Origin of the sequence: Ruegeria sp. HKCCA0370 (genome assembly GCF_013033705.1) — a bacterium.
In the GTDB taxonomy this organism is placed as follows: Bacteria; Pseudomonadota; Alphaproteobacteria; order Rhodobacterales; family Rhodobacteraceae; genus Ruegeria.
The window spans coordinates 70,530-96,219 of record NZ_WQEP01000005.1; the positions used below are offsets into that span (position 1 = coordinate 70,530).

Annotated in this window: 21 protein-coding genes, 1 tRNA gene and 1 pseudogene; 14 read left to right on the top strand and 9 right to left on the bottom strand. The window is 55.1% G+C overall.

Features of this window, described 5'->3' with window-relative positions; all coding sequences use genetic code 11:
- Positions 1–403: 403 nt before the first annotated feature.
- The 6 genes from GOW31_RS12205 to GOW31_RS12230 all read left to right on the top strand — a co-directional run bounded on the left by GOW31_RS12205 (position 404) and on the right by GOW31_RS12230 (position 9,215).
- Positions 404–1,756: a hypothetical protein gene (locus tag GOW31_RS12205; protein WP_171170400.1), complete on the top strand. Its 1,353-nt coding sequence runs from the start codon at positions 404–406 to the stop codon at positions 1,754–1,756.
- A gap of 250 nt (positions 1,757–2,006) precedes the next feature.
- Positions 2,007–4,334 (top strand): ATP-binding protein, encoded by a 2,328-nt coding sequence (locus GOW31_RS12210; RefSeq protein ID WP_171170402.1) that lies wholly within the window; start codon positions 2,007–2,009, stop codon positions 4,332–4,334.
- Positions 4,335–6,002 carry a DEAD/DEAH box helicase family protein gene (locus GOW31_RS12215; RefSeq protein WP_171170404.1) on the top strand — a complete coding sequence of 556 codons (1,668 nt, stop codon included), beginning with the start codon at positions 4,335–4,337 and terminating at the stop codon, positions 6,000–6,002.
- Positions 6,002–6,757 carry an MvaI/BcnI family restriction endonuclease gene (locus GOW31_RS12220; protein ID WP_171170406.1) on the top strand — a complete coding sequence of 252 codons (756 nt, stop codon included), beginning with the start codon at positions 6,002–6,004 and terminating at the stop codon, positions 6,755–6,757. Before GOW31_RS12215 ends, GOW31_RS12220 begins: the two co-directional genes overlap by 1 nt.
- Positions 6,758–6,914: 157 nt before the next feature.
- Positions 6,915–8,411 carry a DNA cytosine methyltransferase gene (locus GOW31_RS12225; RefSeq protein WP_171170408.1) on the top strand — a complete coding sequence of 499 codons (1,497 nt, stop codon included), beginning with the start codon at positions 6,915–6,917 and terminating at the stop codon, positions 8,409–8,411.
- A gap of 102 nt (positions 8,412–8,513) precedes the next feature.
- Positions 8,514–9,215: a hypothetical protein gene (locus GOW31_RS12230; protein ID WP_171170410.1), complete on the top strand. Its 702-nt coding sequence runs from the start codon at positions 8,514–8,516 to the stop codon at positions 9,213–9,215.
- Between the two features lie 107 nt (positions 9,216–9,322).
- Here GOW31_RS12230 and GOW31_RS12235 read toward each other — a convergent pair whose 3' ends face one another.
- From GOW31_RS12235 to GOW31_RS12245, 3 genes are all read right to left on the bottom strand, one after another.
- Positions 9,323–11,536, bottom strand: coding sequence for a P-loop NTPase fold protein (locus GOW31_RS12235; protein ID WP_171170412.1), 2,214 nt, complete (start codon positions 11,534–11,536; stop codon positions 9,323–9,325).
- A gap of 345 nt (positions 11,537–11,881) precedes the next feature.
- Positions 11,882–13,282 carry a site-specific integrase gene (locus GOW31_RS12240; protein ID WP_254441711.1) on the bottom strand — a complete coding sequence of 467 codons (1,401 nt, stop codon included), beginning with the start codon at positions 13,280–13,282 and terminating at the stop codon, positions 11,882–11,884.
- A 289-nt stretch (positions 13,283–13,571) separates the two neighbouring features.
- Positions 13,572–13,645, bottom strand: a tRNA-Cys gene (locus GOW31_RS12245).
- Positions 13,646–13,870: 225 nt separating this feature from the next.
- Between GOW31_RS12245 and GOW31_RS12250 the strand changes: the two genes are divergently transcribed.
- From GOW31_RS12250 to GOW31_RS12260, 3 genes are all read left to right on the top strand, one after another.
- The gene (locus tag GOW31_RS12250) at positions 13,871–14,524 is read left to right on the top strand and encodes a protein-L-isoaspartate O-methyltransferase (RefSeq protein WP_171170415.1); all 654 of its coding nucleotides are present in this window, start codon (positions 13,871–13,873) and stop codon (positions 14,522–14,524) included.
- A gap of 94 nt (positions 14,525–14,618) precedes the next feature.
- On the top strand, positions 14,619–16,037 hold the full coding sequence (locus tag GOW31_RS12255) for a TolC family outer membrane protein (protein ID WP_171170416.1): 1,419 nt from the start codon (positions 14,619–14,621) through the stop codon (positions 16,035–16,037).
- A gap of 73 nt (positions 16,038–16,110) precedes the next feature.
- Positions 16,111–16,884, top strand: a complete 774-nt coding sequence (locus GOW31_RS12260; protein ID WP_171170417.1) for a hypothetical protein — start codon at positions 16,111–16,113, stop codon at positions 16,882–16,884.
- Positions 16,885–16,887: 3 nt separating this feature from the next.
- On the opposite strand, the gene GOW31_RS12265 is transcribed toward GOW31_RS12260, so the two are convergent.
- Entirely contained in the window at positions 16,888–18,345 is a 1,458-nt protein-coding gene (locus GOW31_RS12265) for a cobyric acid synthase (RefSeq protein WP_171170418.1), read from the bottom strand.
- Positions 18,346–18,407: 62 nt separating this feature from the next.
- On the opposite strand from GOW31_RS12265, the gene GOW31_RS12270 reads away from it, so the two are divergent.
- Positions 18,408–18,977, top strand: coding sequence for a cobalamin biosynthesis protein CobQ (locus GOW31_RS12270; protein WP_171119461.1), 570 nt, complete (start codon positions 18,408–18,410; stop codon positions 18,975–18,977).
- A gap of 87 nt (positions 18,978–19,064) precedes the next feature.
- Here GOW31_RS12270 and GOW31_RS12275 read toward each other — a convergent pair whose 3' ends face one another.
- Positions 19,065–19,385 (bottom strand): DUF6280 family protein, encoded by a 321-nt coding sequence (locus GOW31_RS12275; protein ID WP_037310273.1) that lies wholly within the window; start codon positions 19,383–19,385, stop codon positions 19,065–19,067.
- Between the two features lie 218 nt (positions 19,386–19,603).
- Between GOW31_RS12275 and efp the strand changes: the two genes are divergently transcribed.
- Entirely contained in the window at positions 19,604–20,167 is a 564-nt protein-coding gene (gene efp, locus GOW31_RS12280; RefSeq protein WP_152457470.1) for an elongation factor P, read from the top strand.
- 54 nt (positions 20,168–20,221) lie between these two features.
- On the opposite strand, the gene GOW31_RS12285 is transcribed toward efp, so the two are convergent.
- Both GOW31_RS12285 and GOW31_RS12290 read right to left on the bottom strand, forming a co-directional pair.
- Positions 20,222–21,163, bottom strand: coding sequence for an ABC transporter transmembrane domain-containing protein (locus tag GOW31_RS12285; protein ID WP_152457471.1), 942 nt, complete (start codon positions 21,161–21,163; stop codon positions 20,222–20,224).
- A 113-nt stretch (positions 21,164–21,276) separates the two neighbouring features.
- The gene (locus tag GOW31_RS12290) at positions 21,277–22,014 is read right to left on the bottom strand and encodes a folate-binding protein YgfZ (RefSeq protein ID WP_171170419.1); all 738 of its coding nucleotides are present in this window, start codon (positions 22,012–22,014) and stop codon (positions 21,277–21,279) included.
- A gap of 73 nt (positions 22,015–22,087) precedes the next feature.
- On the opposite strand from GOW31_RS12290, the gene GOW31_RS12295 reads away from it, so the two are divergent.
- Positions 22,088–22,762 carry a TIGR04283 family arsenosugar biosynthesis glycosyltransferase gene (locus GOW31_RS12295; RefSeq protein ID WP_171170422.1) on the top strand — a complete coding sequence of 225 codons (675 nt, stop codon included), beginning with the start codon at positions 22,088–22,090 and terminating at the stop codon, positions 22,760–22,762.
- A 7-nt stretch (positions 22,763–22,769) separates the two neighbouring features.
- On the opposite strand, the pseudogene GOW31_RS12300 reads toward GOW31_RS12295, so the two are convergent.
- Positions 22,770–23,525 (bottom strand): annotated as a pseudogene (locus GOW31_RS12300) (hypothetical protein); the annotation flags it as partial.
- A gap of 104 nt (positions 23,526–23,629) precedes the next feature.
- On the opposite strand from GOW31_RS12300, the gene GOW31_RS12305 reads away from it, so the two are divergent.
- Both GOW31_RS12305 and GOW31_RS12310 read left to right on the top strand, forming a co-directional pair.
- Positions 23,630–24,400 carry an alpha/beta hydrolase gene (locus GOW31_RS12305; protein ID WP_171170424.1) on the top strand — a complete coding sequence of 257 codons (771 nt, stop codon included), beginning with the start codon at positions 23,630–23,632 and terminating at the stop codon, positions 24,398–24,400.
- A gap of 98 nt (positions 24,401–24,498) precedes the next feature.
- Positions 24,499–25,338, top strand: coding sequence for a DMT family transporter (locus tag GOW31_RS12310; protein WP_171170426.1), 840 nt, complete (start codon positions 24,499–24,501; stop codon positions 25,336–25,338).
- Between the two features lie 39 nt (positions 25,339–25,377).
- On the opposite strand, the gene GOW31_RS12315 is transcribed toward GOW31_RS12310, so the two are convergent.
- On the bottom strand, positions 25,378–25,659 hold the full coding sequence (locus GOW31_RS12315; RefSeq protein WP_152457476.1) for a hypothetical protein: 282 nt from the start codon (positions 25,657–25,659) through the stop codon (positions 25,378–25,380).
- Positions 25,660–25,690: the final 31 nt, after the last annotated feature.

Sequence of the window (25,690 nt, forward strand, 5' to 3'; positions counted from 1 at the left end):
GGAACAGAACCAGATCGCAACACGAAAAATCCAATAGTTGGTTGGATATTGAACCTCGAGGAGGGAAAAAGTACCGCAAGTCATTGGAGGTACTGGAGGCGAGTACCGGACCCGCTACCGTTTTTCTAAGCCATTGAATACCCAAAGTTACCGGGAGCGAGGTTGGCTTGTGTGTCTCACTTTGTGTCACACAAGCTGGAGATTGGTGCGGGTATTGTCAACGCCCAAAAAGAGATGGCAAAAGGTGCTAACCTCTAGTGTCAAAGTCTGATGGGCTAGATACTTCCCAGAGGCCCGGCTAAGGAGCCAAGCAAACAACACGGTCAGAAGTGAGGGGTATGGGGGAAGTGGGTTCGACAAAGAAGATAGATAGGTGCGCGCAAAAATATGTCGGATTTTTGTAATGAACCAAGACCGGAGCCAAGAGTTTCTGAGGCACATCAGGCAAGCTATAGAAGAGGCTAACCTACCCGATCAAGGTGCGGCGCAGTCTTGGGCTTTCGAGCCGTATCTGCAACTTAACAATGAGCAAGCGCAAGGTAGATTGGATACCACGCTAGATTGGCTTTGCGCGCAGTGGCAAGCAAGCTATGCGCGTAAACGCAATCAACGAGAACAGCAAAAGTTCAGTGACTGCGCAGGGACTGTGCTTGTCAATGTGTTGCGGGCCCATGTAAAAAAGTGCGGAATGTCCGTAGGAATAGGACGGCAGAAGCAGCGCCTTGATCGTGAGAGCAGGTACAGACCGGCATACATGACTGCCCATCGCTTCCGCATGGCACTTGATTGGCTGTTGAGTACAGACCTTATTTGCATCACCGCGGATGGATACCAATACGGGGACAATGCACAGCTCACCCGTTTTGCAATGACTTCAAAGTCGATACAGGCACTGTACACAGAACAGTTGACCATAAGTGCCTTCAAAACTGCAGAGCCAGATGAGGTGCTGATACTAAGGGATAGCGAAAAGCAACCCATAAAGTATCCTGACACCAGACAGACCCATGCCATGAGGGCGGCACTTCACTTGATCAATGAGGTGAATGGGCAGGCCGACATTACCTCAATAAAGCCTTTGGGGTACAAAGACGTGAGCGAGGATTACGCGGACCTAGCGTTTTCAGAGAATGCAAAATACATGCGCCGCATCTTCAACAACGGCAAGTTTGAACAGGGTGGTAGGTTCCATGGAGGATGGTGGCAGTACGTGCGCAAACATGTGAGGCGTACGGTGAGGATCAATGGTGAGGAAACTGTAGAAGTCGACTACAGAGGCTTTAATCCTGCAGTACTATTGGCAAAGGCAAATGCCACTATACCCGCGGACCCATACTCAGCAATAAAGGGTGTTGCTGCCAGTGACATACTTCGTGATCATGCCAAGTCCACATTGGCTGCTCTACTTAATGCCCCGACCAAACACATCGCCGAGCCTAGAGGATTTGATGAACGCAAGCATGGAATGACTGCTATCGAATTCCGGCAAGCCGTTCTGGATGCCTACCCAATGGTCGGGGAATTGATTGGCCAAAATGCGGGCTTAAAGCTGCAACGCGAAGAAAGTGATCTGGCAGAGAGTGTCATGCTACACTTTGTCCAACAAGGGCATTCGATACTGCCTATTCATGATGCTTTTATCGTGCAGGCGCATCTACTGGACGAGCTCGTTTCTGTCATGAAAGAAAAGTTTTACAACCAGTATGATCAACTCCCAGAAGTGACAGTAAAAGCTTCCGCGATAAAATCGGGATGAGTGCAGCTTCCCTTTCCAACTGATACTCAACCATTACCGGGGCGAATAAGAAGCCTTTGTACATCTCGCGCAAATTGTCGTGTTTGCGAGCGCTACCTAATTTCCCGGGTAGTTTGCCCGTATGGAGAAGCCTATCACATGAAGCCCGTACAGCTGGGAATTGGGCGCAACCATAAAATGATTGGGCGGCCTAGAATTCCACTAGGCGCCAAGTTAAGAAATTGAAAACACGCCACGAGGGGAGCAGTCAATGACAACAGTCGATATCACGCCGTCACCGAGGGTTCTCAGGATGTTGGGTCAAATTGACTTCGCTCCTTGGCAGTGCCTGGCAGAACTCGTCGACAACTCAATTGACGCGTTTATCGACCAGTCCCGCGATGGCAAGCCCGCCACTGACCCGCGGATTTGGATCCGTCTGCCCAGCGATACCGAGCTAAAGGCCGGTAACGGGGAAATCTCCGTGCTCGATAACGGCATCGGCATGTCGCTTGAAACACTGCAGGACGCCGTAAGGGCAGGGTACTCGGGAAACGACCCGGTCGAGAAAATGGGCCTGTTCGGGATGGGCTTCAACATTTCAACGGCACGGATGGGCAGGCGAACAGAGGTCTGGACGACGCGGCCGGAAGATCCCGAGTGGATTGGTCTCGTCATAGACTTTGACCTCTTGGAAAAGCAAAAGACATTTATTGCCCCGGTGCAAACGCGAGCCAAGTCCGAGAAGGAGATGGCGGACGGTGTTCACGGTACCGAGATCAAGATCTCGAGGCTCGAGGCAGACCGGGTCCGCCCGCTCATCTGGGGTATCGGAAAGAAAAGAACCCGCGACCGGCTCGGCAAGATCTACGGGCGCGTCATGCAGCGGCTTGATATTAAGCTGAACTACGATGGTGACGTCGTGAAGCCCATGAAGCATTGCGTCTGGAGCGAGACGAGGTCGGTTGAAACACAAGCTTTTGGTAGGGTCCCGGCCAGGGTCGAGATCGACAAGACGCTCGACTCCCGGAAATTCTGCTCGACTTGCTGGGTGTGGCTACTCGAGAACGAGGACGTGTGCTCGGCCTGTGGACACGATGAGAACGTCGTAAAGAGGACTAGGCGCTTGAAAGGGTGGCTCGGGATCCAGCGGTACTTCGACAAGGAAAATTTCGGGATCGACCTGATACGAAACGGGCGTGTGATCGAGGAACTGGACAAGTCCTTTTTCACTTTTCGCGGTGTCGACGGGGACTCTTTCTTGGAGTACCCGATCGACGCCATCCACTGGGGTGGTCGTATCGTTGGTGAACTCGAGATCGATTTCGTTCGCGTATCGCACCAGAAAGATTCATTCGACAAGCTCGATCCCGAGTGGAAAAAAGTTGTGGAGCTCGTCCGCGGGACATCGCCCATGCAGCCTCAAGTCGCGACCCGCATGGGCATGGCCAAGAACGATAGCCCCATGGCGCGCCTGTTCACGGGTTATCGAAAAAGCACTGCAGGCCTCGCGGCTCTTGTACCGGGAACGGCCGAGGGAACCGGGCTAAACTCAGGCCTCATCAAGGAGTACGTGGACAAGTTCTACGAGGGTGATCCCGACTACCAGGAAGACGACAAGTGGTACGAACTCGTCGAGCAAGCGGAAAGGGCCAAGCGAGGCGGTGGAAGCGGTGCCGACAAGTTTGCCGGCAAGTTCCCGATTGCCGGGAAAAAGACAACCACCGACATCGACGATTCGGGCGTAAAGCCCGATCCACAGGCACGTGGGGATGCACCGGTAAACGGCAAGCAGCCAAGCACGGCTAAACCTGAACTAGACCTATCGCTCTCCCAGAGTTACGAGCTTTCTGAATTGCCCGGTGATGTCGTCGTCAAGGTTTCGGCCTTTCGCCACAAGGCTGACCTCGATGGCCAGCCTTTCCGCGTGAAGCCGGACGGGTACACTTTCCGCTTCGATTACAACGGGTCATCCCCCTACTTCGAAGAAAGCGTGGTTACACCGGCTGATTACCTCTTGGTCGACTTGGCCCATCACTTTCTTACCTTGTCCGCCGAAACGCCGAGAAACTTTCCCGTTTCGCGGGTAAGCCGAATGTTGCGTGAAAAATACTTCCCCGAAGAGGCGGGTGACGTGTCGCGTGCTGCTAGTGTCGCGTCCAACCTCCTTGAAGGGTTGAAGCTCTTCTTGGACGAGAAGCTTCCCAACGCTGCGCCCATCGAACCGGGTCAATTGTCACAGCACGAGCTAGAAAGCATAAAGCGGTCCGCATACAAGTCTGCCTCCCTTTCGCCTGGCGAGGTCGAGGAACTTGTCCGCAAGGGCGAGTTCGCCCGCTTCGTTTCCGAGGACTACCTAGCCGAGCTGGTTAGAGGATGGCCGAAGCTCGTCATGGATGGCGCGTTTTTTGACCGGCCTTACGAACACCTCTCGCCGGACCAAAGAGAAGACTCCGTGCTGCAAGTCATCGAGGGCCTAAACGACGCGACCTGGCTGGTGGACGAAGGGGCATCCGCCTTGAACAAGGACCTAGATTGGCGCTTGAGATTCGCGCGCGCGCTCGCTTCGCTCAAGCTGCTCGAGTCCTGGAAGGCGTAGATGCCCGGGTTCGTAAGCGTTGAAAGGTTGGCCTACGGGCCATGGCAGGCATTCGAGCGCATGATTGCGCGACTTGCCAAGCACGCCGGCTTCGAGGACGTTGCCCTCGTCGGCGGTTCGGGTGACCACGGCGCAGACGTCGTGGGTGTCATGGAGGGGCAAAGGTGGGTATTCCAAGCGAAATACCGCACGCACGGAAGTGTCGACGAGGCAGGCGCAAAAGAAGCCGCGTGGGCCCTCGGGAAGTACGACGCGGTCACTGCGGTCGCAGCGACAAACCAGGAATTCTACCCGGGCGCCTACGACTTCATCAAAGCGCAGGAAAACGCCGGCATCGACCTGCGTGCCTGGAATGGAAACCACCTGCTGCAATTCTACGATCAACTGCCATCGGTTTCGATGGAGAGGCGCGAGCCGAGGGACTACCAGCACGAGGCGATCAACGCGGTAGAGGCTAAGAGGGGACGGGGCGACAGCCGCGCGCTCGTGTTGATGGCAACGGGGCTAGGAAAGTCCATGGTTGCCAACCAGCTTATCGCTCAGGAATTCGCCAGGAACCCAAGGCAAGAAGTCTTGGTAATGGCCCACATGAGTGACCTGGTTAAGCAATTGGAAGTCTCGAGTTGGGCGCAGCTGCCCAAGGAGTGTTCCACGCACCTTTGGACGGACGGCGAACGACCCGCATACCCGGGCGGCGTCGTATTCGCCACTTGGCAATCCGTTAGCTCGGCGATCAATCGAGGGGATGACCTAGCAGGTAGGTTCGGCCTGGTGATCGTAGACGAGGCTCACCACGCACCTTCCGAGAGCTTTAGCAGTCTAATTGCACAGCTGGAACCAAACTTCCTCGTCGGCCTGACAGCGACCCCTTGGCGCGGAGATGACAGGGATATCACCGAGCTTTTCGGCGACCCGGCGTTCTCCATGGACATCGTTGATGGCATGCAGCGCGGGTTCCTGGCGGACGTCGACTACCGGATGCTCACCGACGGTATTAACTGGGAAGAAGTGTCCCGGGCATCTCGGCAAGGTTTCACTATAAAGGACCTCAACCAAAAACTGCTTGTTCCGGAGCGCGACCTCGCGATGGTCAAGACCATTTGCGAGAAAATGGCTGAAATGTCCGACCCGCGCGCCTTGGCTTTTTGCCGGTCCATTGAGCACGCAGAGCGACTTAGGCCACTATTCTCGGCGCAAGGGGTGAGAGCCGCGCTGATGCATAGCAGGTTGCCACGTGAACAAAGGTTCAAGAACCTTTCGGCGTTCCGCATGGGCGAGATCGACTTGCTGATCTCGATCGAGATGCTCAACGAAGGCATCGACGTGCCGGATGTCAACTTGGTATCCTTCATGCGGGTAACCCACAGTCGGCGTATTTTCCTACAGCAACTCGGCCGCGGCCTGAGGGTGAACGATAAAAAGGACCGGGTTCTCGTACTCGATTTCGTTGCTGACATTCGGCGACTTGCGGCTGGCTTGTCGATGAACCGCGATGCCGAGGAAAAAGGTTCGGGCATAGAGATCGTGCGGTACCGAGACGGCGAAATCGTGAAGTTCGACAACGATGAACCCGCGGAATTCTTTAACAAGTACCTCGCGGATGTCGCGGACGTCGAGGACGCCGAAGACGGTGCTCGTTTGCGCTTCCCGGGTGGAGAGGACTTTTAATGCAAGATATTCAATCTCTCGAGCCCGAAGCGCAGGAGTTGCTCCAAAAACTGAAGACCTTGGCAGGCAAGGGGCCCGTGGAAGCGATGGGCCATGGCGACACGAGCGTGGGAATGACCTTGCTTCACCATCTCGACGTGCCGATGACATCGCTTTCAAAGGCCCAGTACAAGGGAGTCGTAATAACCGCTAGGCGGGGTAGCAAGGCCAAGGATTTGAACCGGGTTAACCTATTTGCAAAGGTCCCTGATTGGGACATCAGTTCTTGCAAGAGCACCCGAGAACTACTTGATAAGTGCGGATATGATCGAGACGGGGAGCGCCGCTTGAATTGCACGGTACGTGCAAGGCTTCCGAACAGCCAAGGCCTGTTTCTCGAGGTTGATTATGCCAACGGTTGGCTACGCGAGAAGCAAATCTTGCCGGAAACGGGAGCGCGAGACCTCGTTGCTTGGAACATGTCGGATCTCGAGCAACGCTTGATCCAAAAGCAGCCAGCATCGGCATGGATCGTCGCGGTTCCCAGCAAACAAGTTGGCAAGGACTATTTTCACTATCGGTATGTGACGTTCACGGCTCGGCCACGAGTAAGGGAACTGGGCCGGTTGCTTGAGACAGGAACCGTTACGGTCGATCACCTAATCAGCGACCGGGGCGGGAAGACTGTTGAGAAAGGCCCGTTGTTTAAGATCAAGCCAAGCAACGTGGAAGCGCTGTTTCCTTCTTCGCCTAGCCTTGATCTACTGAGGATATAGAGGCTTTCACGAAGTCCGTAAGCAAATTTTTTAAGAGGTGGAGTGTAGTCTTGGCGAAAATACCGGCTTACCCTTGAGAATTTTGTCTTGATGGTGGCTCTCAGGCCTGGACCGCTAGCACAACAATTGGTAGTTTGATTGCACGGCTGAGGCATATATGGTCAGAGGCCAGGGAATCGACCGGGATCTAGAGGAAAACGTGAACAACTTACGAGACAATAACTCTTTCCAAGGTGTCGCGGTCGATGACGCCGACAACCCGAAGCGCAAAGGCGGTGGAGATCGCCTGCTATCGGTGGTAGACCTATTTGCCGGTTGTGGTGGTCTGTCGCTTGGATTTGAGAACTCGGGTTTTACCCCAGTGTTCGTAAACGAGCTCAACGATGATGCCCGGGCGACTTACTTGGCGAACCGTCACCATAGCCTAGGCGGTATGCGTTTCGCTGAAAACGAAGACCTGCATTGCCAGGATGCTCACGAGCTGGTGGGCAACCGGCTTCGTAAACTGGAGGCAGACTTGGCGGCGCTTCCTGAGCTCGGGTATTCGAAAGAACGCGCTAGGTCTTGGTCTAAAGGTGGCGGTAGCAACATCGACGTGTTAGCTGGTGGACCGCCCTGCCAAGGTTTCTCTGGAATCGGTATACGCAGGTCATACGACGTTGACAAAAAAGAGCTCCCGTCAAACCAGCTCTACGAACAAATGGCAAATGTCATAGAGGAGCTGCGACCTCGCATTTTCCTGTTTGAAAATGTTCGAGGGCTACTACATGCCAAGTGGACGAAGTCGGGTGGTGAGCTAATTTTCCCTGACGTGTTGAAACGCTTCAAGGCAATCCCCGGTTACGAAGTTCGTTGGTCGCTGGTGCATGCAAAGGATTACGGTGTTCCCCAGAACCGGCCAAGAGTTCTCGTTGTTGGAATACGCAAAGACGTGTTCGAAGCGTGCAGTTTTCTGGAACCGTCGACTTTCAAAAGCGAGCATGTTTTGCGCAAGGGAGATGCCGTAGAAGCTGGGTTTCTGCCGGCACCACGTGCCATGTCATTCCCTCACCTAGAGGATTTGCTTGGCGATTTGGTGGATCCTGAAGTGGATGCGCTCCTGAGAAGCGGCGAGTATCCGAGTGGAAAGCTCGAGTCGCTTGTCTACCCATCGCCGAAACCGCTTACAGTCATTCAGCGCCGGCTTAGGGCCAAACCATCATGGATGCGCGGGAAGAAGCTCGCACTCACGGAGCAGGAATACAGTCGGCATAATCGGCGCGTAGTCGCAAAGTTCATTGCCATGCATGCAAACAACGGGGAGATTCCTGAGGAGTTTAAGACCAAGAAGTTCGCACAGAAGTTGCTTCCTGCCAGCTGGGGAAATGGTGAACCGACCATAACTGCGACATCGCTCCCGGATGACTACGTTCACTTCTCGCAACCACGTGTTCCAACAGTTCGGGAATGGGCGCGGCTGCAACTTTTCCCGGACTGGTATCAGTTCCGTGGCAAGCGAACTACCGGAGGACTACGACGCGCTGGGAATCCTCGTGAGGGCGTGTTTGATCGGGAAGTGCCGAAGTATACCCAAATTGGAAACGCTGTTCCTGTCGGCCTAGCAGAGGCGGTTAGTGCTCACTTTAGGCAGATATTGGAAGAAGCTGTCGGTTGATTGGCAATTCTACGTGATCGAATTTAGGCAATCGACCAAGCTGGTTAAGTTCGAGGCGCAGGTATTTTAGGCGTAGAGGAATGTGGATACGAGAAAACCAAAATGCCGTTAGTCAGATCCTCTAAATCGAGCAAATTAACTAGGTCTGAGAAGTTAAGGATTTCACACCTTCGCGTTAATTTATTGAGTTGGTTCGACAAGAACGGACGTGACCTGCCTTGGCGCTCCCTTGATGCAAATGAATTCGAGAGAATCTGTGTAGAGGTTCTATTACAACGGACGCGTGCTGAAACCGTGGCGGGCATGTATCGAAATTTCTTCTCTCGATATCCGAGTTGGAATGCCATTGCCCTAGCGCCGGTAGAAGAGCTCGAGTGTGTTCTGAAGCCAATTGGCTTGTGGAGGAGAAGGGCACGTTCGCTTCGCGCGTTGGCATCCTATGCCGCAGAGCAAGACGGTCATTTCCCTTCAAATCCCTGCGCACTCGCTAAGGTTCCAGCCGTTGGTCAATACGTGGGCAACGCGATTCTACTCTTCCAGCACGGTCAGCCTAGGCCGTTGGTAGACGTCAATATGGCAAGGGTTTTGGAGAGATATTTGAGACCTCGCCGGCTTGCGGACATTCGTCACGACCCATGGCTCCAAGAGGCCGCTCATTGGCTGGTTAAGTGTGCCAACCCAATTCGGGTCAACTGGGCTGTTCTGGATTTTGCAGCGGGGCTATGTAGAGCTAGAAACCCACGTTGCAATGAATGCTGCATGCTGAAAAAGTGCGATTTTGCAGGTAGAGTGCTGCTCGGCTAAGTTGTGTAGTGTTGATTTCAAACCGCCTATGCGGCAAATTTTGAATCTATAGAAATGCTGAGACATTTACTGAGCCGAACTCGAATAAGCGAAGTAGGGGCGAATGTTTAGTCTCGGTCTCTTCGCAACATCTCCAAGGCATCGGTTGCTTTGGATGACAACTCTCCATTCTCCTCCGATTGAATTTGTCTAAGACGTTCTATAGCCATCTCAACGTCATAGAATTCCGCAACCAAGTCCCGATCAATCTTCCAATAATCTCCCGCAGACGAGCGCACCATCTGCTTCAACGCATGAAGGAAAAGCACTAAGCCAGCGTCAGTAGATACTGAGTGACTAACTCTTGCTCTGACCAATTCAGGGTTTTCAGAGGCATCTCTCCAGAAGAGCAAACAATTGGGCAACGAGTGCAGTTCGAGTAGTGAGCCATGATCAGCGGTGTCTTGAATGCGCTCCACAAGAATTCCATTCACGGTTCGCAACGCATTCTCGTCGAGCATTGGTTCTCTTTCCCGCTGTCCCCGACCAATAATTCCATGGTCAAACAACTCTCCTCTAAGCACGTAGCTGATCCAGCCAATTGAGGTGCCGTCACTTGCAGCGTTTCTCAATGCAAGTTCGCGATGTTCAGGACTAAGCGGCCACAACAGAGGCCGCAATGTCCAGCTGGCCATTTGATAAGCTGTTGCCCCAAAGAACGAGGCGGGTCCAAGGTTACGATCCAATTCATCGGCTGAGTTAGCCAAAACCGAGATCAAACCGATGCGTTGTTCAGTATCTAAGCTAGCACCGCGAGCTTCCGCACGTAGCCTGTCCAGCAATCTCTCTCCCGAGTTTGTGCCCGATGGGTCCGTTCTTTGCGAGTGCTCTAAAAACGTTGATACCGCAACTTGCGGATTGTTTTTGGCGTCTTCGATGAATGTAGCAAACCCTTGATCAGTAATTCCGTACCTGCCTTCCACCAGGTCAAAGTACTTACGCCAGTGTTCTGGGCTACTCAGTCTACGGTTTCTGACAGCAGCATCTGCATCTTCTTGGTCCCCGAACAGTGATGGAGTATCGTCAGGCGTTGGTACCATTGAAATCCCTGGTAGCAGGTTCTCCAAGACCGACAAGAGAGTATCCTGTTCAACCCCAGCAGTTTCACAAGCTTGAGTAAGGTGTTGACTGAACAAACCTGTTGGCCCGTCCCCCCACATCCGTTGAGGCCTGTTTACAAAGTATTCCTCGCAATACCTTCTGCACCATTCGTACAGTTCTGGAGTCTTTAGACGTAGGCAAGTGACCAAAAGTAGATCACCGGCGTCCACGCTTCCTTGAAGCATGGACCACCCAAAGCTCAATGAGTTTGTGATACGCGCTATATCTCGCGGCGTGTCGAGAAATAGTTGTCGTGCTCCAGCCCAAATAGCAGAGCGCACACTATTGGTCTCTTCTTCGCTAAGGTCTCCGAAAACAGATTGCAGTTCTTCTGCCAGAGCACGCGCAAGGTCGTAGGAGTTGCACGCGGGTACATTCACTTGCAGTTGGACGATTTTCTCCAAGTAGGCGTCACCGTCTACGCCCAATACTGTTCGGACAGAATTAGCCACCTGTTGTCTATCGTATGCTACCAAAAACGTAACATGTGGAAGATCAAGCGTTGAGCGCACAAGCCTCGCCATTTCGACAACTTCAGTTGGATCAAGCCGGTCAAGGTCATCAATTACAATTAACACCCTTACTTTAGCTTTTCTTAGAGCCCTTTGCGCAGCATCACGCAGCTCATCAAGAGTGGCAGGCTTATCAGAAACGAGTCCAAGGATCTTCCCTAATCCTGAAAATGCGGCTACCACAGGCGCAAGCCAAGGAGCGACCGCAAGCCCAAATGCGGTGGCGGTCGCTGCGCCCACAGTCAAACCCATTTCAACGCCTTTGATGGCCCGCCCGTACAAGTCCAGTGTCTTGATAGCACGATTGAGATCACTGGTTCTTTTCTTTCTAGGGACGCTACGACGAATGCCGTTTGCAACTGCGGGTAACAATCCACGCAACAATGCATCCCTATTGCCAATGAGCCAAGGTGAGTACGGCAAAACTACAGCGTGGACGTTGTGATCGCCATTCCGCAGTTTTTCTTTTAAGGCGTCTCTTGTTAGGTTGATTAGGCTAGTTTTACCTGATCCCCAAGGGCCGCAAATTCCAATCGTAAAACTACTTGAACGATCATAGTCTGCTACTACTCCTGCTAACCCCTCCGCAAATGGCGAGAAGGCAAATTTATCCTCATCAGTTTTAGATATGGGTGCGTCGGGGTTGAGTTGAGTTGAGGCGTTACTCACGAATGACCTGCAGAAAAGCTTAAGGATATAAATCAATGCTTTGCTATGCTTTTGAACGGCGCAGGTCAAGCACGGCAGACTAAGTTTGGCAGGCAACAATTTGGCGTATATTTAGCAATGGCGATCATTCGTTCGGACACGAGGGTTCGCATCAAATCTAAGTAGAAAATAACATTGAGAAGAATTTGGAAAGAAGACAGATTGAGCTGCTTTCGCTACAGGATTGCAAGCCTCATGCTTGGCTTGTCCTTTGGTCGGCTGGGGTAAAAAATTGGTGCTTTTTACTTCAATAGGGGACTGAAAGCGGCAAGGTTCGGCCTTGCCACTTAAACACAAAAAGCCGACTTACGATGCAGTGGATCCGAGATGCAAAATATTTTGTTCAATCTGGTAACTGTCGATTGCGTCTTTCAGTTGGGTTAAAGTGTACCCTTCCTTGTTGTAGACCTCTTGCGTTACGCCAGATCGGGCGTGGCCAACTATGCACTGAACAATTGGCTCAGATACTCCGGCTTGGCTTAGTCGCGTAACGATAGTGTGGCGAAAGCTGTGAAACACTAAACCCGGTTCCTTGATTCCCAACTTTTTCAGGAAACTCTCATTACACCAGCGGCCTAGGTTGCGCCCATAGCCACCATTCACGTTGTAGCTGTATTCAGGGAAAAGTCTTTTGCCTGGCTTTCTACTCTCCACGAAATCCAAGAATCCCATGCGAAGCAATTCGGCGTGTAGGGGTACCTTGCGTTTCCCTGCGTCAGACTTAACGCGTTTATTGTTGTCATCTCCTTCATCGGTGATGTTCAGATACCAAACACCGTAATCCTGCTGCACATCAGCAGTTTCTAGTTGGCATACCTCGTTCAGGCGCGCACCAGTGAACATTCCTAGCAGCATACCCCACTTGTGGCATTCCTTGCGCACCAGCCCAGACGAGTTTTCTGTTAGTTCTTTGTAAATCGTACGGGCGTGGTCGGGCTTGAAGGGTTTGCGCTCGGTGGCGCTGTTTTTGGCCTTTGCCACCTTCATGCCGTCGAAGAGGCTATGCGGTGAGTATCCGTGTCGTTCGGCCCAATCAAAAAACCCTTTGAACATCTGTATGTGGCTATTGATCGTTTTGGGGGCGATCTTCTTCTGACCCGGCAGCTTGATGACGTCCATCAAAGGCATGTTTTTAAGTGCGGGCTTGGTGTTTCGACTGGATGGTAGGGCTTGCAGAACCTTTTTAACTTCGTTCGCATCCTGCTTCGTAATCGTGCCCAGCAACCTGTCTGGCCCGAAGTACTCAATAAGGATGTTCAAGTAAGCGCGGTTCTGACCGATTGTTTTTTCAGCCCACTGACGCGAATGTTCCGTGATAAAGTCATCAATTGCCGTGCCTATTGGCGAAGAGGCGGGGAGCGTCTTGGCGGGCGGCGATACAGTAACGGCTGGGGCGTCTTTATAAGAATAGTGTTCAAGGCGTTCTACGACCTCCAGAACGCGCCTGAGCATATCTCTACGCCCCTTTCGCCACTCCCGGCGAAGATCCATCTCGTTATCTTCCCAATCCTGTGGGCTTATTTCAGAGGCTTTGCAAAACGCATTTCTGTCGAGATAAAGGTCAGACAGTAGGTCCTCGCCTTCTGCAGCGTTTTCATGGATATCAATCTCTTGCTGCATCGCACTGATTGATCCATCTGGAAAGCCTTTGTCGTTTAGCCGTTCCAAATACTTGTCGAGCGAAGCCTTGAAGTACCGATGCACCATTGATCGGATTTGGTCTTGTCTTAGTCGGGGCACGTTAGTTTGATCCGGTATTAATCGACCGCAAGATGCAAGAAAGCGCGCCAGATCACCAGCCCTATGCGGGCAGTGAGTACGCAGCGATATTCTTACAGATGTTCTCTTTTGCTCAGAGGACGGAGGGATAGGCCACCGGAAGTAATAAACGCCGTGTCTTGAAAGGCTTAGGTAGGATGACTGCATCATTGTAGGTGTGTCCCACTTTGTGTCACACCCGAGCACCACAGGGCTAAGTCAATGATTTAGAATAAAATGGAGGCGAGTACCGGAATCGAACCGGTGTACACGGATTTGCAATCCGCTGCGTCACCACTCCGCCAACTCGCCTTTACAAGTAAAATCAAATACTTGCCGTGGTGTGCGTGGGGTTTTAGCAGCTTTCCCAAGGGGCGTCCAGAGGATTGCGCGCAATTTTGTCGACGAGATTGAAATTTGCCGAAGCCCGCAACCGCAAACGCATGGGCGTAGGGGGGTTGCGTCAACAGGGCCGTTGCTGGGCGTTTCAGGATGTGGCAAAAGCCGGGTAACTTTGGGAATGACTCGAGAGATCCTATGACAGATTTCGCTGCCCGGCGCCGCACTATGGTTGATACGCAAATCCGGCCTTCGGATGTTACAAAGTTCCCGATAATTGAGGCGATGTTGAACGTCCCGCGCGAAAACTTCGTGCCTGACGCACAGCGTGAGGCCGCCTATGCCGACAGTGTGATCGATCTGGGCAACGGGCGCTGTATGCTCGAGCCGAGAACGCTTGCTAAAATGCTGGATGCGCTCAACATTTCGAACGACGAGATGATTCTCGATATCGCTCCGGCGACGGGGTATTCCACTGCGGTTGCCGCGCGTATGGCCCAGTTGGTTGTTGGTGTGGAAAGCGACGACTCGCTGGCGTCCGAGGCGCAAAGCCTGTTGGCTGAGGCCGATGTGGACAATGCCATTATCCACGCCGGTCCTTTGGATCAGGGTGCGGCTGAGCACGGTCCTTACGATGCGATCATGGTGCAGGGCGGTGTTGAACGGATTCCCGACGCGCTGTTGGATCAGCTCAAGGAACATGGCCGGATTGCATGCCTGTTTGTTGAAGGCAATCTTGGAACTGTGCGGATCGGTCGAAAGACCGGAGGCCGGGTCAGCTGGCGGGATGCGTTCAACGCCAGTGCACCGATACTAGAGAGCTTTTCGGCGGAGTGTGCATTTTCGCTATAGTTCGCCGATAGATTCTGCTGGCGCCTTGATTAGTTGAAAAGAAGACCGCAAACTGCCTTCAGGGCAGTGTAATTTCGTTTGAGAGGATTTCGGTATGCGTGGTTCAGCGACAGGCAAGCTGGTCAGGGCATTCGCAGTGACCGCAGGACTTGCCATCAGCGTTATGCCAGGGCGTCCGGTGTGGGCTGACAACATAACAGACGCCTTCATCGGCGCGTATAATACAAGCGGCTTGCTGGAGCAGAACCGGGCGCTGCTGCGCGCGGCAGATGAAGACGTGGCAATCGCGCTTTCTGCATTGCGGCCAATCATCAACTGGACTGTACAGGTCAGCCAGGATTATACCCGGTCTCGGACCAACAATGTGGTCACAACGACCGAGCCGTCCCGGTTTTTCACCGGTCTGGGGCTAACTCAGCTTCTGTATGATGGTGGCGCTTCGGTTCTGGGCAAGCAATCGGCGCAGGAGACGGTTCTGTCGACCCGGCAAACCTTAATCGACATTGAGCAACAGGTGCTTATCCGCGCTGCAAATGCTTACCTGGGCGTGCTGCTACAGGAAGAAACAGTCGCAATTCGCCAGAACAACGTGGATGTTTCGGCGGAAGAGCTTCGCGCATCGAATGATCGCTTCGAGGTTGGCGAAGTGACGCGCACGGACGTGGCGCTTTCCGAGGCGCAGTTGGCAAGTTCTCAAGCTGATCTGGCGGTCGCTCGTGGTGAACTGAGCATCGCGCAGGCTGAATACGTCAATGCGGTCGGCAAAGCGCCAGGGAGGACGGCCGGTCAACCCAGCCTGCCCAATCTGCCACGAAGTGAGGCAGAAGCGATCAGCCTCGCGCAACGCAACCACCCGGCGATTCTGTCGGCGCAGCATCAGGTCCGCGCTTTTGATCTGATTGTCCAGCAGCAGCGGGCCAACCTTGGGCCGAATGTCAGTTTGAACGCGGATGCGGGTGTGCGTGAAAGCTATGACAACAACGACTATGTGAATGACGCGACCGTGTCGCTGGACTTTACACAGCCGATTTACGCCGGTGGCCGGTTGGCCGCGAATGTACGGCGCGCTATGGCAAACCGGGATGCGTCTCGTGCGAATCTTCTGAACGTACAAAAGAATATCACACAGGGCGTTACGGACCGGTATGCAGCGTTTCAGGCAGCCAGTGCCAGCCTCAGGGCATCGACCGAACGGGTTCGCGCATCGCAGGTGGCATTTGATGGCATCAGGGAAGAAGCGACCTTGGGTGCCCGGACCACTTTGGACGTTCTGAATGCTCAGCAAGATTTGCTGGACGCGCAGCTGGCCGAAGTGGCGTCGCGAACGGAACGATCCCGCGCAGCGTATCAGCTGTTGCAGGCGCAGGGCCTTTTGACGGCAGAACGTCTTGGCCTGGCGGTTCAGATCTATGACCCGACTTTGTACTATAATCTGGTCAAGAAAGCCCCCGCGCGTGTCAGCAAACAGAGCAAGGATCTGGATCGAGTCCTCAAAGCGTTGCGTCGGGACTAACCGGCAATACTATTTGTTGTAGGGCTCGGATTGTTTGGCTACACTCGATCCAACGATAGAGCGGTAGAGAACAATGTCTGATAATGTCGTGAAAGCAGGGATCGAAGACGTTCTGTCTTCGGTCAAACGTCTGGTCAGTGAAGACAGTCGCGGTAAATCCTCCTCGGATCAACAGGGTGCAACGCGCAAGCCGGGGCGTTTGGTGCTGACGGACGCGCTGCGCATCAGCAAACCCGCTCAGCCCGAGATCATGCCCGCCAAGCCGTCTCCTGATGTTGCCGACTCGGCCAAGCCGATGCTGCTGCGTGCCTGCGACATCGTTAGGGCAGGTGATCCTGCCAACACTGCGGATGACGCGACCGAGGGACATTCCGCGGAAACCGGCTCAACCGATGATCCCGCGATCAGTCTGAGCGCCAAGATCGAAGCGCTGGAAGCGGCGATTGCGCAAACCGAGGATCAATGGGAGCCGGATGGCGACAGCGCAGACGCCTATTCCGGCACGCCGACGCATTCCCTGCCGTGGAACGTCGAAGAGGAGTTTGCGGCCGCAAGGACCGTCGTTCTGACTGATCAGGAAGATACGGACGATCCTCAACCCGAGTCCGCTTCGATACAAAACGCAGAGTTCATCCGGGCGGGACGACCGGCTGAATCCGATCGTGCCACTGAAGTCGTTGAAGACGTTTCGACAACGGATTTGGATGAAGAAACATTGCGTGAGCTGATCGCGGAAGTTGTCCGCCAGGAGTTGCAAGGCGCGATGGGCGAGCGGATCACGCGAAACGTGCGCAAAATGGTTCGGCGGGAAATCGCGCGCGCGCTCACCGCGAAAGATCTGGGATAAGATTCAGCCGCGCTGCGGTGGCTGGGCCAGGCTCAGCATCAAGTCAAGATTCATGTGGCGCTCCAGATGATCGGCCAGATCATCCAGCGCCTGCTCTACTCCATCTTCGTAGGCAATGTCCGACGTCACGCCCAGCGTTGACAAATAGCGGGCACGAAATGCGTCTGACGAGAAAATTCCGTGCAGATAACTGCCCTTGACCCGGCCGTTGCTGCTGGCGGCGCCTTCTGGTCTGCCTTCGACCTCAAGCCATGCGCGGGCGCGGTCCGGGCCGTCGGTATGGCCCATGTGGATTTCGTATCCGCTGACCGGTTCTCGGTCTGGTAGGGCATGGGCGGAACGCAGGATGACCTGTTTCTGCCCGACCATTACGGTATCGACGTTCAGCAACCCCAATCCATCAACTTTGCCCGGCCGGCCGTCCACGCCATCAGGATCGGAAATGGTCTTGCCCAGCATCTGATAGCCGCCGCACAACCCCAGGACATGTCCACCGCGGCGAACATGTGCATACAGGTCGATATCCCAGCCCTGTGCACGAAAATAGCTCAGATCTCCGATCGTGGACTTGCTGCCGGGAAGTAGAACCAGATCCGCATCGCCGGGCAGGGGACGTCCGCCTGGAATGACCTCGACGCTCACGCCGGGCTCGGCAGACAACGGATCGAGATCGTCGAAATTGGCCATACGCTCCAGTTGGGGCACAACGACCTTGCACGCGCCGCCGGTATGGGAACGGATGTCCATCATGTCTTCGGCCGGCAGTTTCCAGGCGTCGTGAAACCAGGGCACAACCCCAAGGCAGGGCCAGCCTGTTCGGGCCGAGATATCATCACGGCCTTCATCAAACAAGGACACGTCGCCCTTGAAACGGTTGATGGCAAAACCCCTGATCTGCGCCACGTCGCCTTCGTCCAGAACGGCCTGAGTCCCAACGATCTGCGCAATCACCCCGCCACGATGGATGTCCCCGACCAGAACAACAGGAATGTCCGCTGCTTGGGCAAATCCCATATTGGCGATGTCACCTTTGCGCAGGTTGGTCTCAGCCGGGCTGCCAGCGCCCTCGATCAGAACCAGATCAGCGTCGGCGCAGAGCCTGTCAAAGCTTTCCAGCGCTGCGCCCAGTAGCTTGGATTTGTCCTTGCGATAGTCACCGGCCTTCATCGTGCCGGCGCGCTGTCCCTGAACGATAATCTGCGCGCCGGTATCCGTCTCGGGTTTGAGCAGAATAGGGTTCATGTCCGTGTGTGTTGCCCGCTTTGCCGCGCGGGCCTGAAGGGCTTGTGCGCGGCCAATTTCGCCACCGTTTTCGGTGACGGCTGCATTGTTCGACATGTTTTGTGGTTTGAACGGCGCGACCCGAAGGCCCCGGCGCGTGTAGGCGCGCGCCAGCCCCGCCACCAGAACCGATTTTCCGACATTGCTGCCGGTCCCTTGAATCATGATGGCGCGAACCATGCCTTGTCTCCTATAAGTCTGGGCGCAGATGATCTGATTTGAGCCGAAAGGGAAAGCCCCGGATGAATACGCCTGCGCATCTTTTGATCGGGGCTGCCGTGTTCGCCCGGCCGCCGCAAGGGCCTGTCCTCTGGGCTGCGCTGCTGGGAGCGTTATTGCCGGATCTGTCCCTATACGTGATGGCGGGCGTATCCCTGTTTGTTCTGGGCATCCCCGAGCAGGTGGTCTTCGGGCAGCTTTACTTTTCCCCGGCGTGGCAGACCGTATTCGCCATAGACAATTCCTTTATCCTATGGGGGCTGGCATTCCTGCTGGCAGTCTGGAGAGGTTGGCATGTTCTGGCTGTCGGTGCAGCGGCGGGTCTGTTGCATCTTGCGACAGATTTCCTGCTTCATGCGGGCGACGGACGGCCACAGTTCTGGCCCATCAGCGACTGGGTGTTCCAAAGCCCTGTCAGCTATTGGGACAGCGACCATCATGCTTTGTGGGTGGCACCGGTGTCAGCCTTTGTCTGTCTGGCTGCATATGTTCTGCTGTGGCAGCGTGGATTGCCGGTTTGGGGCAAAGCCCTATTCGCAACCATGCTGGCGGCTGAATTCTGGGTGGTGCGTCAATGGTTGTTGTTCTTTTGAGCCATTGGCTTCATACCTGACGATCAGGTATAGAAAAACGCGCTCTGACAGGCAGAGCGCGTTTGTTCAATCCAAATCTACCTTGGTTCAGGCAGCTTCGGCCTGCTGTGCAGCGTTGCGGCGTTCGCTTTCTTCCCGCGACAGGGCGACCGAGGTACGGACGCCGCGTCCAACGAATTCCATCAATCCGCTTACAACCCGTTCGTTCGGGTCAATTCCTGCGCAGGACAGAACTTCGCGCCCATCGCGCGAACGCGCCCAGCGGGCGATTTGTTCGGGGCCATTGCCGTATTTCTTGTCATCGGCGATAGCATCATCAAGCGCAGCCAGGACAACGGCCGCGAAAAGTTTGCGCGCACGATTGCCTTGCTCATTGTTAAAGGCAGTGCCGTCAACGAAATCTCTCATCTCGTCTTCCTTGTTGTTCTTGCTCTTGCATTTTCGGCGTGAGGGTCCTTATGACCGATTAGGTGCGATTCGGATACAGCTAAAATGCATAGTTGCGTTGCGTCACTTGCATGGCTCGCTGCACCTGCAGCACTAGGTGTCGTTGTCTTGTCAGGTGTGATCCCGCCAGATATAGGGACCGCAACTGATGCATCAACCGTTTGTGAAGGATTTATGTAATGCCCAAGATAAATGGGAACGAAATTCGCCCCGGCAATGTGCTTGAGCATAACGGTGGCCTGTGGGCAGCGGTCAAGGTCGACCATGTTAAGCCGGGCAAAGGCGGGGCTTTTGCACAGGTAGAACTGCGCAACCTGCGCAATGGCTCGAAATTGAACGAACGCTTCCGCTCGGCGGACAAGGTCGAACGCGTGCGTCTGGAGCAAAAGGATCAGCAATTCCTGTATGAATCCGACGGAATGCTGGTGTTCATGGATTCAGAAACCTACGAACAGATTGAATTACCAGCAGAATTACTGGGTGACCGCCGTCCGTTTCTGCAAGATGGCATGACCATTGTTGTCGAATTCTACGAAAGCGAGGCGCTGAACGCGACGTTGCCGCAGAAAGTGACCTGCAAGATCGTCGAGACCGAACCGGTGGTAAAAGGTCAAACGGCGGCGAACTCTTTCAAGCCCGCGGTGCTGGACAATGGCGTGAAAGTCATGGTTCCCCCCTTCATCGGCCAGGACGAAATGATCGTCGTGAACACGGAAACGATGGAATATTCCGAACGCGCGTGACGTTTCGTCACGTTACGCATCAGACCGCGCAGGCGCCCGCCGCGCGGTTTTTTCTTATGCGTTGGGTCGATAGCGATAGCGGGTTGGATCCGGGCCGAACAATTCCAGCATCAATTCGTATTTGATACGATTGGCGCTGACCTGACGATAGAATGCGATCAGAAAGGCAGTGGGTCCCTGAATGCGGCTGAGCCCACTGGTGGCGGCCACCACGGTGCCCACATCCGTTTTGCCCTGCAAGACCAGATATCCCCCCAGCATCAGGATGCCGACGGTGCCGGCCCCGTTGATCACGCTCAGCAGGAACTTTGCCGAAAGTTTCCACAGGAACATCCGCCGCCGCGTGTCATAAATGTCATCGAACATGATGTTGATATCCCGCTCAACGGCTTCGATATCCTCGGTCGTCAGTCGGTCGGTGGCACCGCGCAGAATGCGAACCCGTTCCGCCACGAAAGTGTTCACTTTGCGCTGCGAGACCAGAACGATGATGATTTGCGGCACGATCATTGACAACGCAATCAGCCCCAGACCTGGTTGCGTGGACGAGATATAGCCGATGACGCTGATCAGCGTTCCAATCTGAACGACCGGATCCGAAAAGGCTCCACCGGCAAACTTGCCCAACTCTTCGGCTTCGGCCGAAATGGCGGTGGTCATGGTGCCTTTGCGCAGGCCTTCGTCTGAATCCTTCAGGTCGGTCGAACGCCAAAGCAGGCGTTGGCGGATCAGCCGGATCATGTCTTCGCCCAAGGTTCCGGCGCGATAGCCCAGTACCCATTTCAGGGCGAGGCTCAGCAGGATGACGGCCATCATGCCGATGCCCAGTTGGATCAGTTTTTCGGTCCCGACATCGTCGGATGTCAGGTGGTTGACGATGTCGCGCTGAAACTCAAGCGGCACGGCGGCAAGGCCCGCAATTGCGACGGACAGCATGATGAGGATGATCTGCCGCCCCGCACTGGCGCGCCAGATCGCGGAATAAAGTCGAAACATGCGGGTATCCGGTTCGTCCTGTTTGCCTGCACTTTGGCAGTGCAGGACAACGGGTTCAAACTTTTCGATACAAGCTGATGCGCGGGTCGTGCCGATTTGGCAACAAGGTGGGCTCAGTCCTCCAGGCGCACCGTGGCGTCTCCGGCCTGCATCTCAGGGCCTGCGCGATCAAATCGCAGATACGCGATCCCGTTTCCGCCGGCCTGTGTGTACAATGTTCCGACAGGTTTGCCATTTGCACTGATCTCGGTCCCCACCGGGGTCGAGCCCTGGACAACGACGCGTCGCAGACCTTTGCGCAATTCGGTCTTGTGCTTCATGCGCGCGGTCACTTCCTGCCCGACATAACATCCTTTTTTGAAATCCACGCCATTCAGCGCTTCGAACCCTGATTCCAGGATGTAACTGTCCGGGGTCAGTTCAATGCCTGACTCGGGAATGCAGTGCCGGACGCGCAGTGCATCCCAGTCGGTTCCATCATCACCTTCGGGTTCGGGGGAGTAGTTGCGCCAGCCCATGTCCGGGTGGCGGGGATCGGGCAGGACGGTTTCCGGCGCGGCTCCGGTGCCACGTTGCAGGTTCAGATCGGTTCCCTCGATCGTCACATCCGCACGCAGCTTGTACATCGTCAGACGTTTGACCAGATCATCCGCAAGGTGTTCGGCCACATCCAGAAGAACTCCGTCGCCATCTCGTTTCAGGAAGAAATCCGCCAGGTACTTTCCCTGCGGAGTAAGCAGAGCGGTGTAGACCAACCCGTTGTCCAACCCCTTAATGTCGTTGGTAATCAGATCCTGCAAAAAGCTTTCGGTATCCGAGCCGGACAGGCGCAGAATGCGGCGGGTGGGCATGGCTTGGTCCTCGTCATTTCCTCAGGCCTCGTGATATAGGAAGTTCCGATGCCAAGACCAGAGGTTATCAGACGTGCCCGCGCCTATTACCGTCGTAATCCCGACCCTCAACGCCGCCGATGCTTTGCCCGAATGTCTTGGGGCTTTGATGGAAGGGGTGCATGCCGGGTTGATTCGGGAATTGATCATCAGCGATGCCTGCTCAACCGATCACACGCCGGATATTGCGGAAGAGGCCGGTGCGACGGTCGTGACCGGCCCACCATCCCGAGGCGGCCAGCTGCGCCGAGGGTGCGCGCAGGCCAAAGGGGATTGGCTGCTGATTCTTCATGCGGATACAGTGCTGCAACAGGGGTGGAGCGAGACCGTCAGCGCCCACCTGCCTTCAGCCAAACCTGCCGCGTTTCAGCTGGCGTTCCGCGCGCGCGGGATTGCGCCGGCCTGGGTGGCTGGCTGGGCCAATCTGCGCAGCAGGATGCTGGGATTGCCCTACGGAGATCAGGGATTGCTGGTTCCGCGTCACACCTATCAAGCGGCAGGCGGGTTTCCCGACCAGCCGTTGATGGAAGATGTGGCTTTGGTGCGCGCGTTGCCAAAGGTAACTGTTCTGAACACACGCGCCTTTACGAGTGCGGAGCGGTATGAGCGGGCGGGGTGGATTCGGCGCGGTGCTCGGAACCTGTGGACTCTTCTGCGTTACTTTCTTGGGGCTGACCCGCAAGCTTTGGCGCAGACGTATCGTCGCTGAGCGTGGTGCGCAACTCGACCACGGATTTCCCTAGCCGAAACGGTGCCGCAAAACTGACAAGGCATAGGGCCACGATTTGCAGGACAAGAATATGAGCATTGTCCTGTAGGTATTCCCATTCTTCTTTCAGCTTCCCGACCTGCGCGATCAGGTCATCGTAGCTCTGCGCAAGTATCAGGTAGTCGCCCGCAATCGCGGGAACCTTGCGACGCATGTTGTCAATTGCGGTCTGTGTGTTTTCGTCCAGTGATGTGAAGACAAGGAACTGGTCGATGTCAAAGGCATCGGCCTTGGCGGCCATGTCACGTATTTCGTCCTTTTCGTCCTTGGACTGACCCCCAACCAAGAAGTGAAGCCCCTGTAGGGGGGCCACTTCGTTCGTGACCGCGATGAACAGGGGCAGTTCCGAGTTGCTGGCGGTCGAAGCCGAAAGGAATTCAACCTTTTCGCATAAAACGGCGGAATCCGGATCATAGGCCGGATCACAGAACCGCAGGCGGAACCGGGCCGCATCCCTGTCAAATGCCAGCGTCGCGGCATAGGCCACGTCGATCTGTCGGTCCAGTCGCGAGCTGTCCGAGGTGTAAAGCCCGGCCAAAACAGCCACCAATGCCCCGATGCCACCCAGCACAACCCATACCAGATCAGCCAGTTTCCACGCCCGGTGCCCTGCCGGTTTGCGAAACAGAAAGGCAGTGCCGATTGAGCCGATGACAAAGAACAGGATCAGCAGCGGCAATTGATTGTCGGTCACAAAACTCATGCGTCCAATCTTAGGACCTGTGACCCGTCCTGCAACAGGGATCACGGGCAGTTGTAACGTCTTACCATATCCCCATACTGTAGGCAGCGCAGGGGGGGACTTCGATGACCAAAGAAATCGTTCTTATCCACGGAGCATTTGCCGGACCTTGGTGCATGCAGGATTACGCGGCCTTCTTTCGGGGCCAAGGTTGGACGGTTCACGTTCCTGCCTTGCGTTACCATGACGGTGATCCGAAAGCGGACCCCGACCCGGGTCTGACCGATACCAGTGTCATGGACTACACCAATGACATCGCCGATTTTGTACAGGGACTGGACCACAAACCTGTCATTTTGGGGCATGCCATTGCTGGGGTGGTGGCGCAACAAGTGGCGTCTCGTGGTTTGGCCAGTGCCATCGTTCTGATCAATCCCAATGCGCCTTGGGGCACCTTGCCCGAGACCGATGATGAACGGGCTGTACCGCGCACCTTGATGGAAGGCGGCCCATTCTGGAAGCAGCCGATGCGGGTCGGGTTCGATTTGATGGCCCCATTCGCCTTGAACAAGATGGATGAGGCGCAGCAGCACGCTGTATTCGATCAATTGGGCGCGGAAAGCGGGCGCGTGATGTTTGAAATGTTCTTTTGGATGTTCGATGACCATCACGCGATCAAGGTTGATTTCGACAAGGTTGACTGCCCGGTTCTGGTGGTCTCGGGAGCAGAAGACAGGGCTGTTAACCCCGATACCTGCCGCGCACTGGCAACGCGCTATGGGGATCGCGGAACCTTTTTGCTGGTCAAAGATCATGCGCATTTCCTGTTCATGGAGCCGGGTTGGGAAGGGCCGGCCTCGAAGATCGAGAAATGGCTGACAACCCAGGTGATCTGAAACGGGCTTGACAACGATCCACCCTTTGCAGACATGGCGCCAATTGAATGGGGCAGTTGACCCTTTTGGCGCGAAATCTCTGCGGGAAAGGTCCGGACATGACCCTGTTCGTTGTCCTTATTATTCTTTCGGCTGCTTTGCTGCACGCGGTGTGGAATGCAATCGTGAAGACAGCGGCGGATCGAACCACCATGCTGGGTTTGGTCGCTTTGGGTCAAGTGCTGCCTGCGGCGGTCATGGTGATGGCCCTGCCGCTGCCTAACCCAGAGAGCTATGTTTACATCCTGCTCTCGACCGTTGTGCATTTCGGCTATTACTTCATGCTGGGAAAAGCCTATCAGCATGGTGATCTGAGTGTGGTCTACCCCATCGCCCGTGGAATTGTCCCGGCGCTGGTTTCGCTTTGGGCAATGGCCTTGGTCGGAGAAGTGCTGCCTTTTCAGGCCTGGACCGGTATCGCCCTGATTGCCCTGGGTATCCAGCTGAGCAGTTGGAAAGCTCTGTGCTCGGGCGTTGGGCGCAGCGCACTGATGTTTGCGCTGGGTACCGGGTTCTGCATTTCGGTCTATTCGGTCGTTGACGGGATCGGTGTTCGGCTGTCGGGTAACACGCTCAGCTATTGGGCGTGGGGTGCGTTTCTGCACCTGTTCATTGCCGGATTTGTCGGGGTGCGGAAACGTGCGACCCTGAAAGACCTGCCAGCCAAAGTGTGGATGATCGGCATTCTTGGCGGGCTGGTATCGATGACAGCTTATGGTCTGGTGCTGTACGCCAAGAACTTCGCACCGCTGGGCGCGGTTTCGGCGCTGCGGGAAACTTCGGTCATCTTTGCCGCACTGATCGGGTTCGTATTCCTCAAGGAAGGCAACTGGGCGCGACGGATGGGTGCCGCGGTGCTCATGGCCGTGGGTGTCGCCCTGATCGGATTGGCGGTCTGATCCGGCTGAAAAGCCCTGGGCGACAGTGATATTTCTGGCTTAGCGGCCGACCTGAAACGTGCTTTGTGGCTTCCAGTGCATGGTGCCCTTGTCGCTGCTTACACATCGCAGCAGGCGTTCCTCGCGCGTGTTGATCGTGTCAGTCACGGTGTTGTCGCCAAAGATCACGATGAAGGAATCCGGGGAATAAGCCAGCCCCTTGTAATAGCAAAACCGTGTTTCCGCCCCGTCCGGGATCGGAGATGCCAGGCTAAGCGTCTGTTGCGCCGGGGCCTGGGTTGCCAGCATGGCAAAGGCCAGCCCATAGGTCAGTGTTTTCATGTCGTCCTCTCGTCCTGCAAATCTGTTGTCG

Coding starts and splice junctions, on each gene's coding strand:
- GOW31_RS12215 (WP_171170404.1), top strand. CDS start 4,335: ATGCCCGGGTTCGTAAGCGTTGAAAGGTTGGCCTACGGGCCATGGCAG.
- GOW31_RS12290 (WP_171170419.1), bottom strand. CDS start 22,014: ATGCCCACCCGCCGCATTCTGCGCCTGTCCGGCTCGGATACCGAAAGC.
- GOW31_RS12220 (WP_171170406.1), top strand. CDS start 6,002: ATGCAAGATATTCAATCTCTCGAGCCCGAAGCGCAGGAGTTGCTCCAA.
- GOW31_RS12225 (WP_171170408.1), top strand. CDS start 6,915: ATGGTCAGAGGCCAGGGAATCGACCGGGATCTAGAGGAAAACGTGAAC.
- GOW31_RS12210 (WP_171170402.1), top strand. CDS start 2,007: ATGACAACAGTCGATATCACGCCGTCACCGAGGGTTCTCAGGATGTTG.
- GOW31_RS12310 (WP_171170426.1), top strand. CDS start 24,499: ATGACCCTGTTCGTTGTCCTTATTATTCTTTCGGCTGCTTTGCTGCAC.
- GOW31_RS12230 (WP_171170410.1), top strand. CDS start 8,514: ATGCCGTTAGTCAGATCCTCTAAATCGAGCAAATTAACTAGGTCTGAG.
- GOW31_RS12305 (WP_171170424.1), top strand. CDS start 23,630: ATGACCAAAGAAATCGTTCTTATCCACGGAGCATTTGCCGGACCTTGG.
- GOW31_RS12260 (WP_171170417.1), top strand. CDS start 16,111: ATGTCTGATAATGTCGTGAAAGCAGGGATCGAAGACGTTCTGTCTTCG.
- GOW31_RS12255 (WP_171170416.1), top strand. CDS start 14,619: ATGCGTGGTTCAGCGACAGGCAAGCTGGTCAGGGCATTCGCAGTGACC.
- GOW31_RS12250 (WP_171170415.1), top strand. CDS start 13,871: ATGACAGATTTCGCTGCCCGGCGCCGCACTATGGTTGATACGCAAATC.
- efp (WP_152457470.1), top strand. CDS start 19,604: ATGCCCAAGATAAATGGGAACGAAATTCGCCCCGGCAATGTGCTTGAG.
- GOW31_RS12315 (WP_152457476.1), bottom strand. CDS start 25,659: ATGAAAACACTGACCTATGGGCTGGCCTTTGCCATGCTGGCAACCCAG.
- GOW31_RS12275 (WP_037310273.1), bottom strand. CDS start 19,385: ATGAGAGATTTCGTTGACGGCACTGCCTTTAACAATGAGCAAGGCAAT.
- GOW31_RS12240 (WP_254441711.1), bottom strand. CDS start 13,282: ATGGTGCATCGGTACTTCAAGGCTTCGCTCGACAAGTATTTGGAACGG.
- GOW31_RS12265 (WP_171170418.1), bottom strand. CDS start 18,345: ATGGTTCGCGCCATCATGATTCAAGGGACCGGCAGCAATGTCGGAAAA.
- GOW31_RS12205 (WP_171170400.1), top strand. CDS start 404: ATGAACCAAGACCGGAGCCAAGAGTTTCTGAGGCACATCAGGCAAGCT.
- GOW31_RS12285 (WP_152457471.1), bottom strand. CDS start 21,163: ATGTTTCGACTTTATTCCGCGATCTGGCGCGCCAGTGCGGGGCGGCAG.
- GOW31_RS12270 (WP_171119461.1), top strand. CDS start 18,408: ATGAATACGCCTGCGCATCTTTTGATCGGGGCTGCCGTGTTCGCCCGG.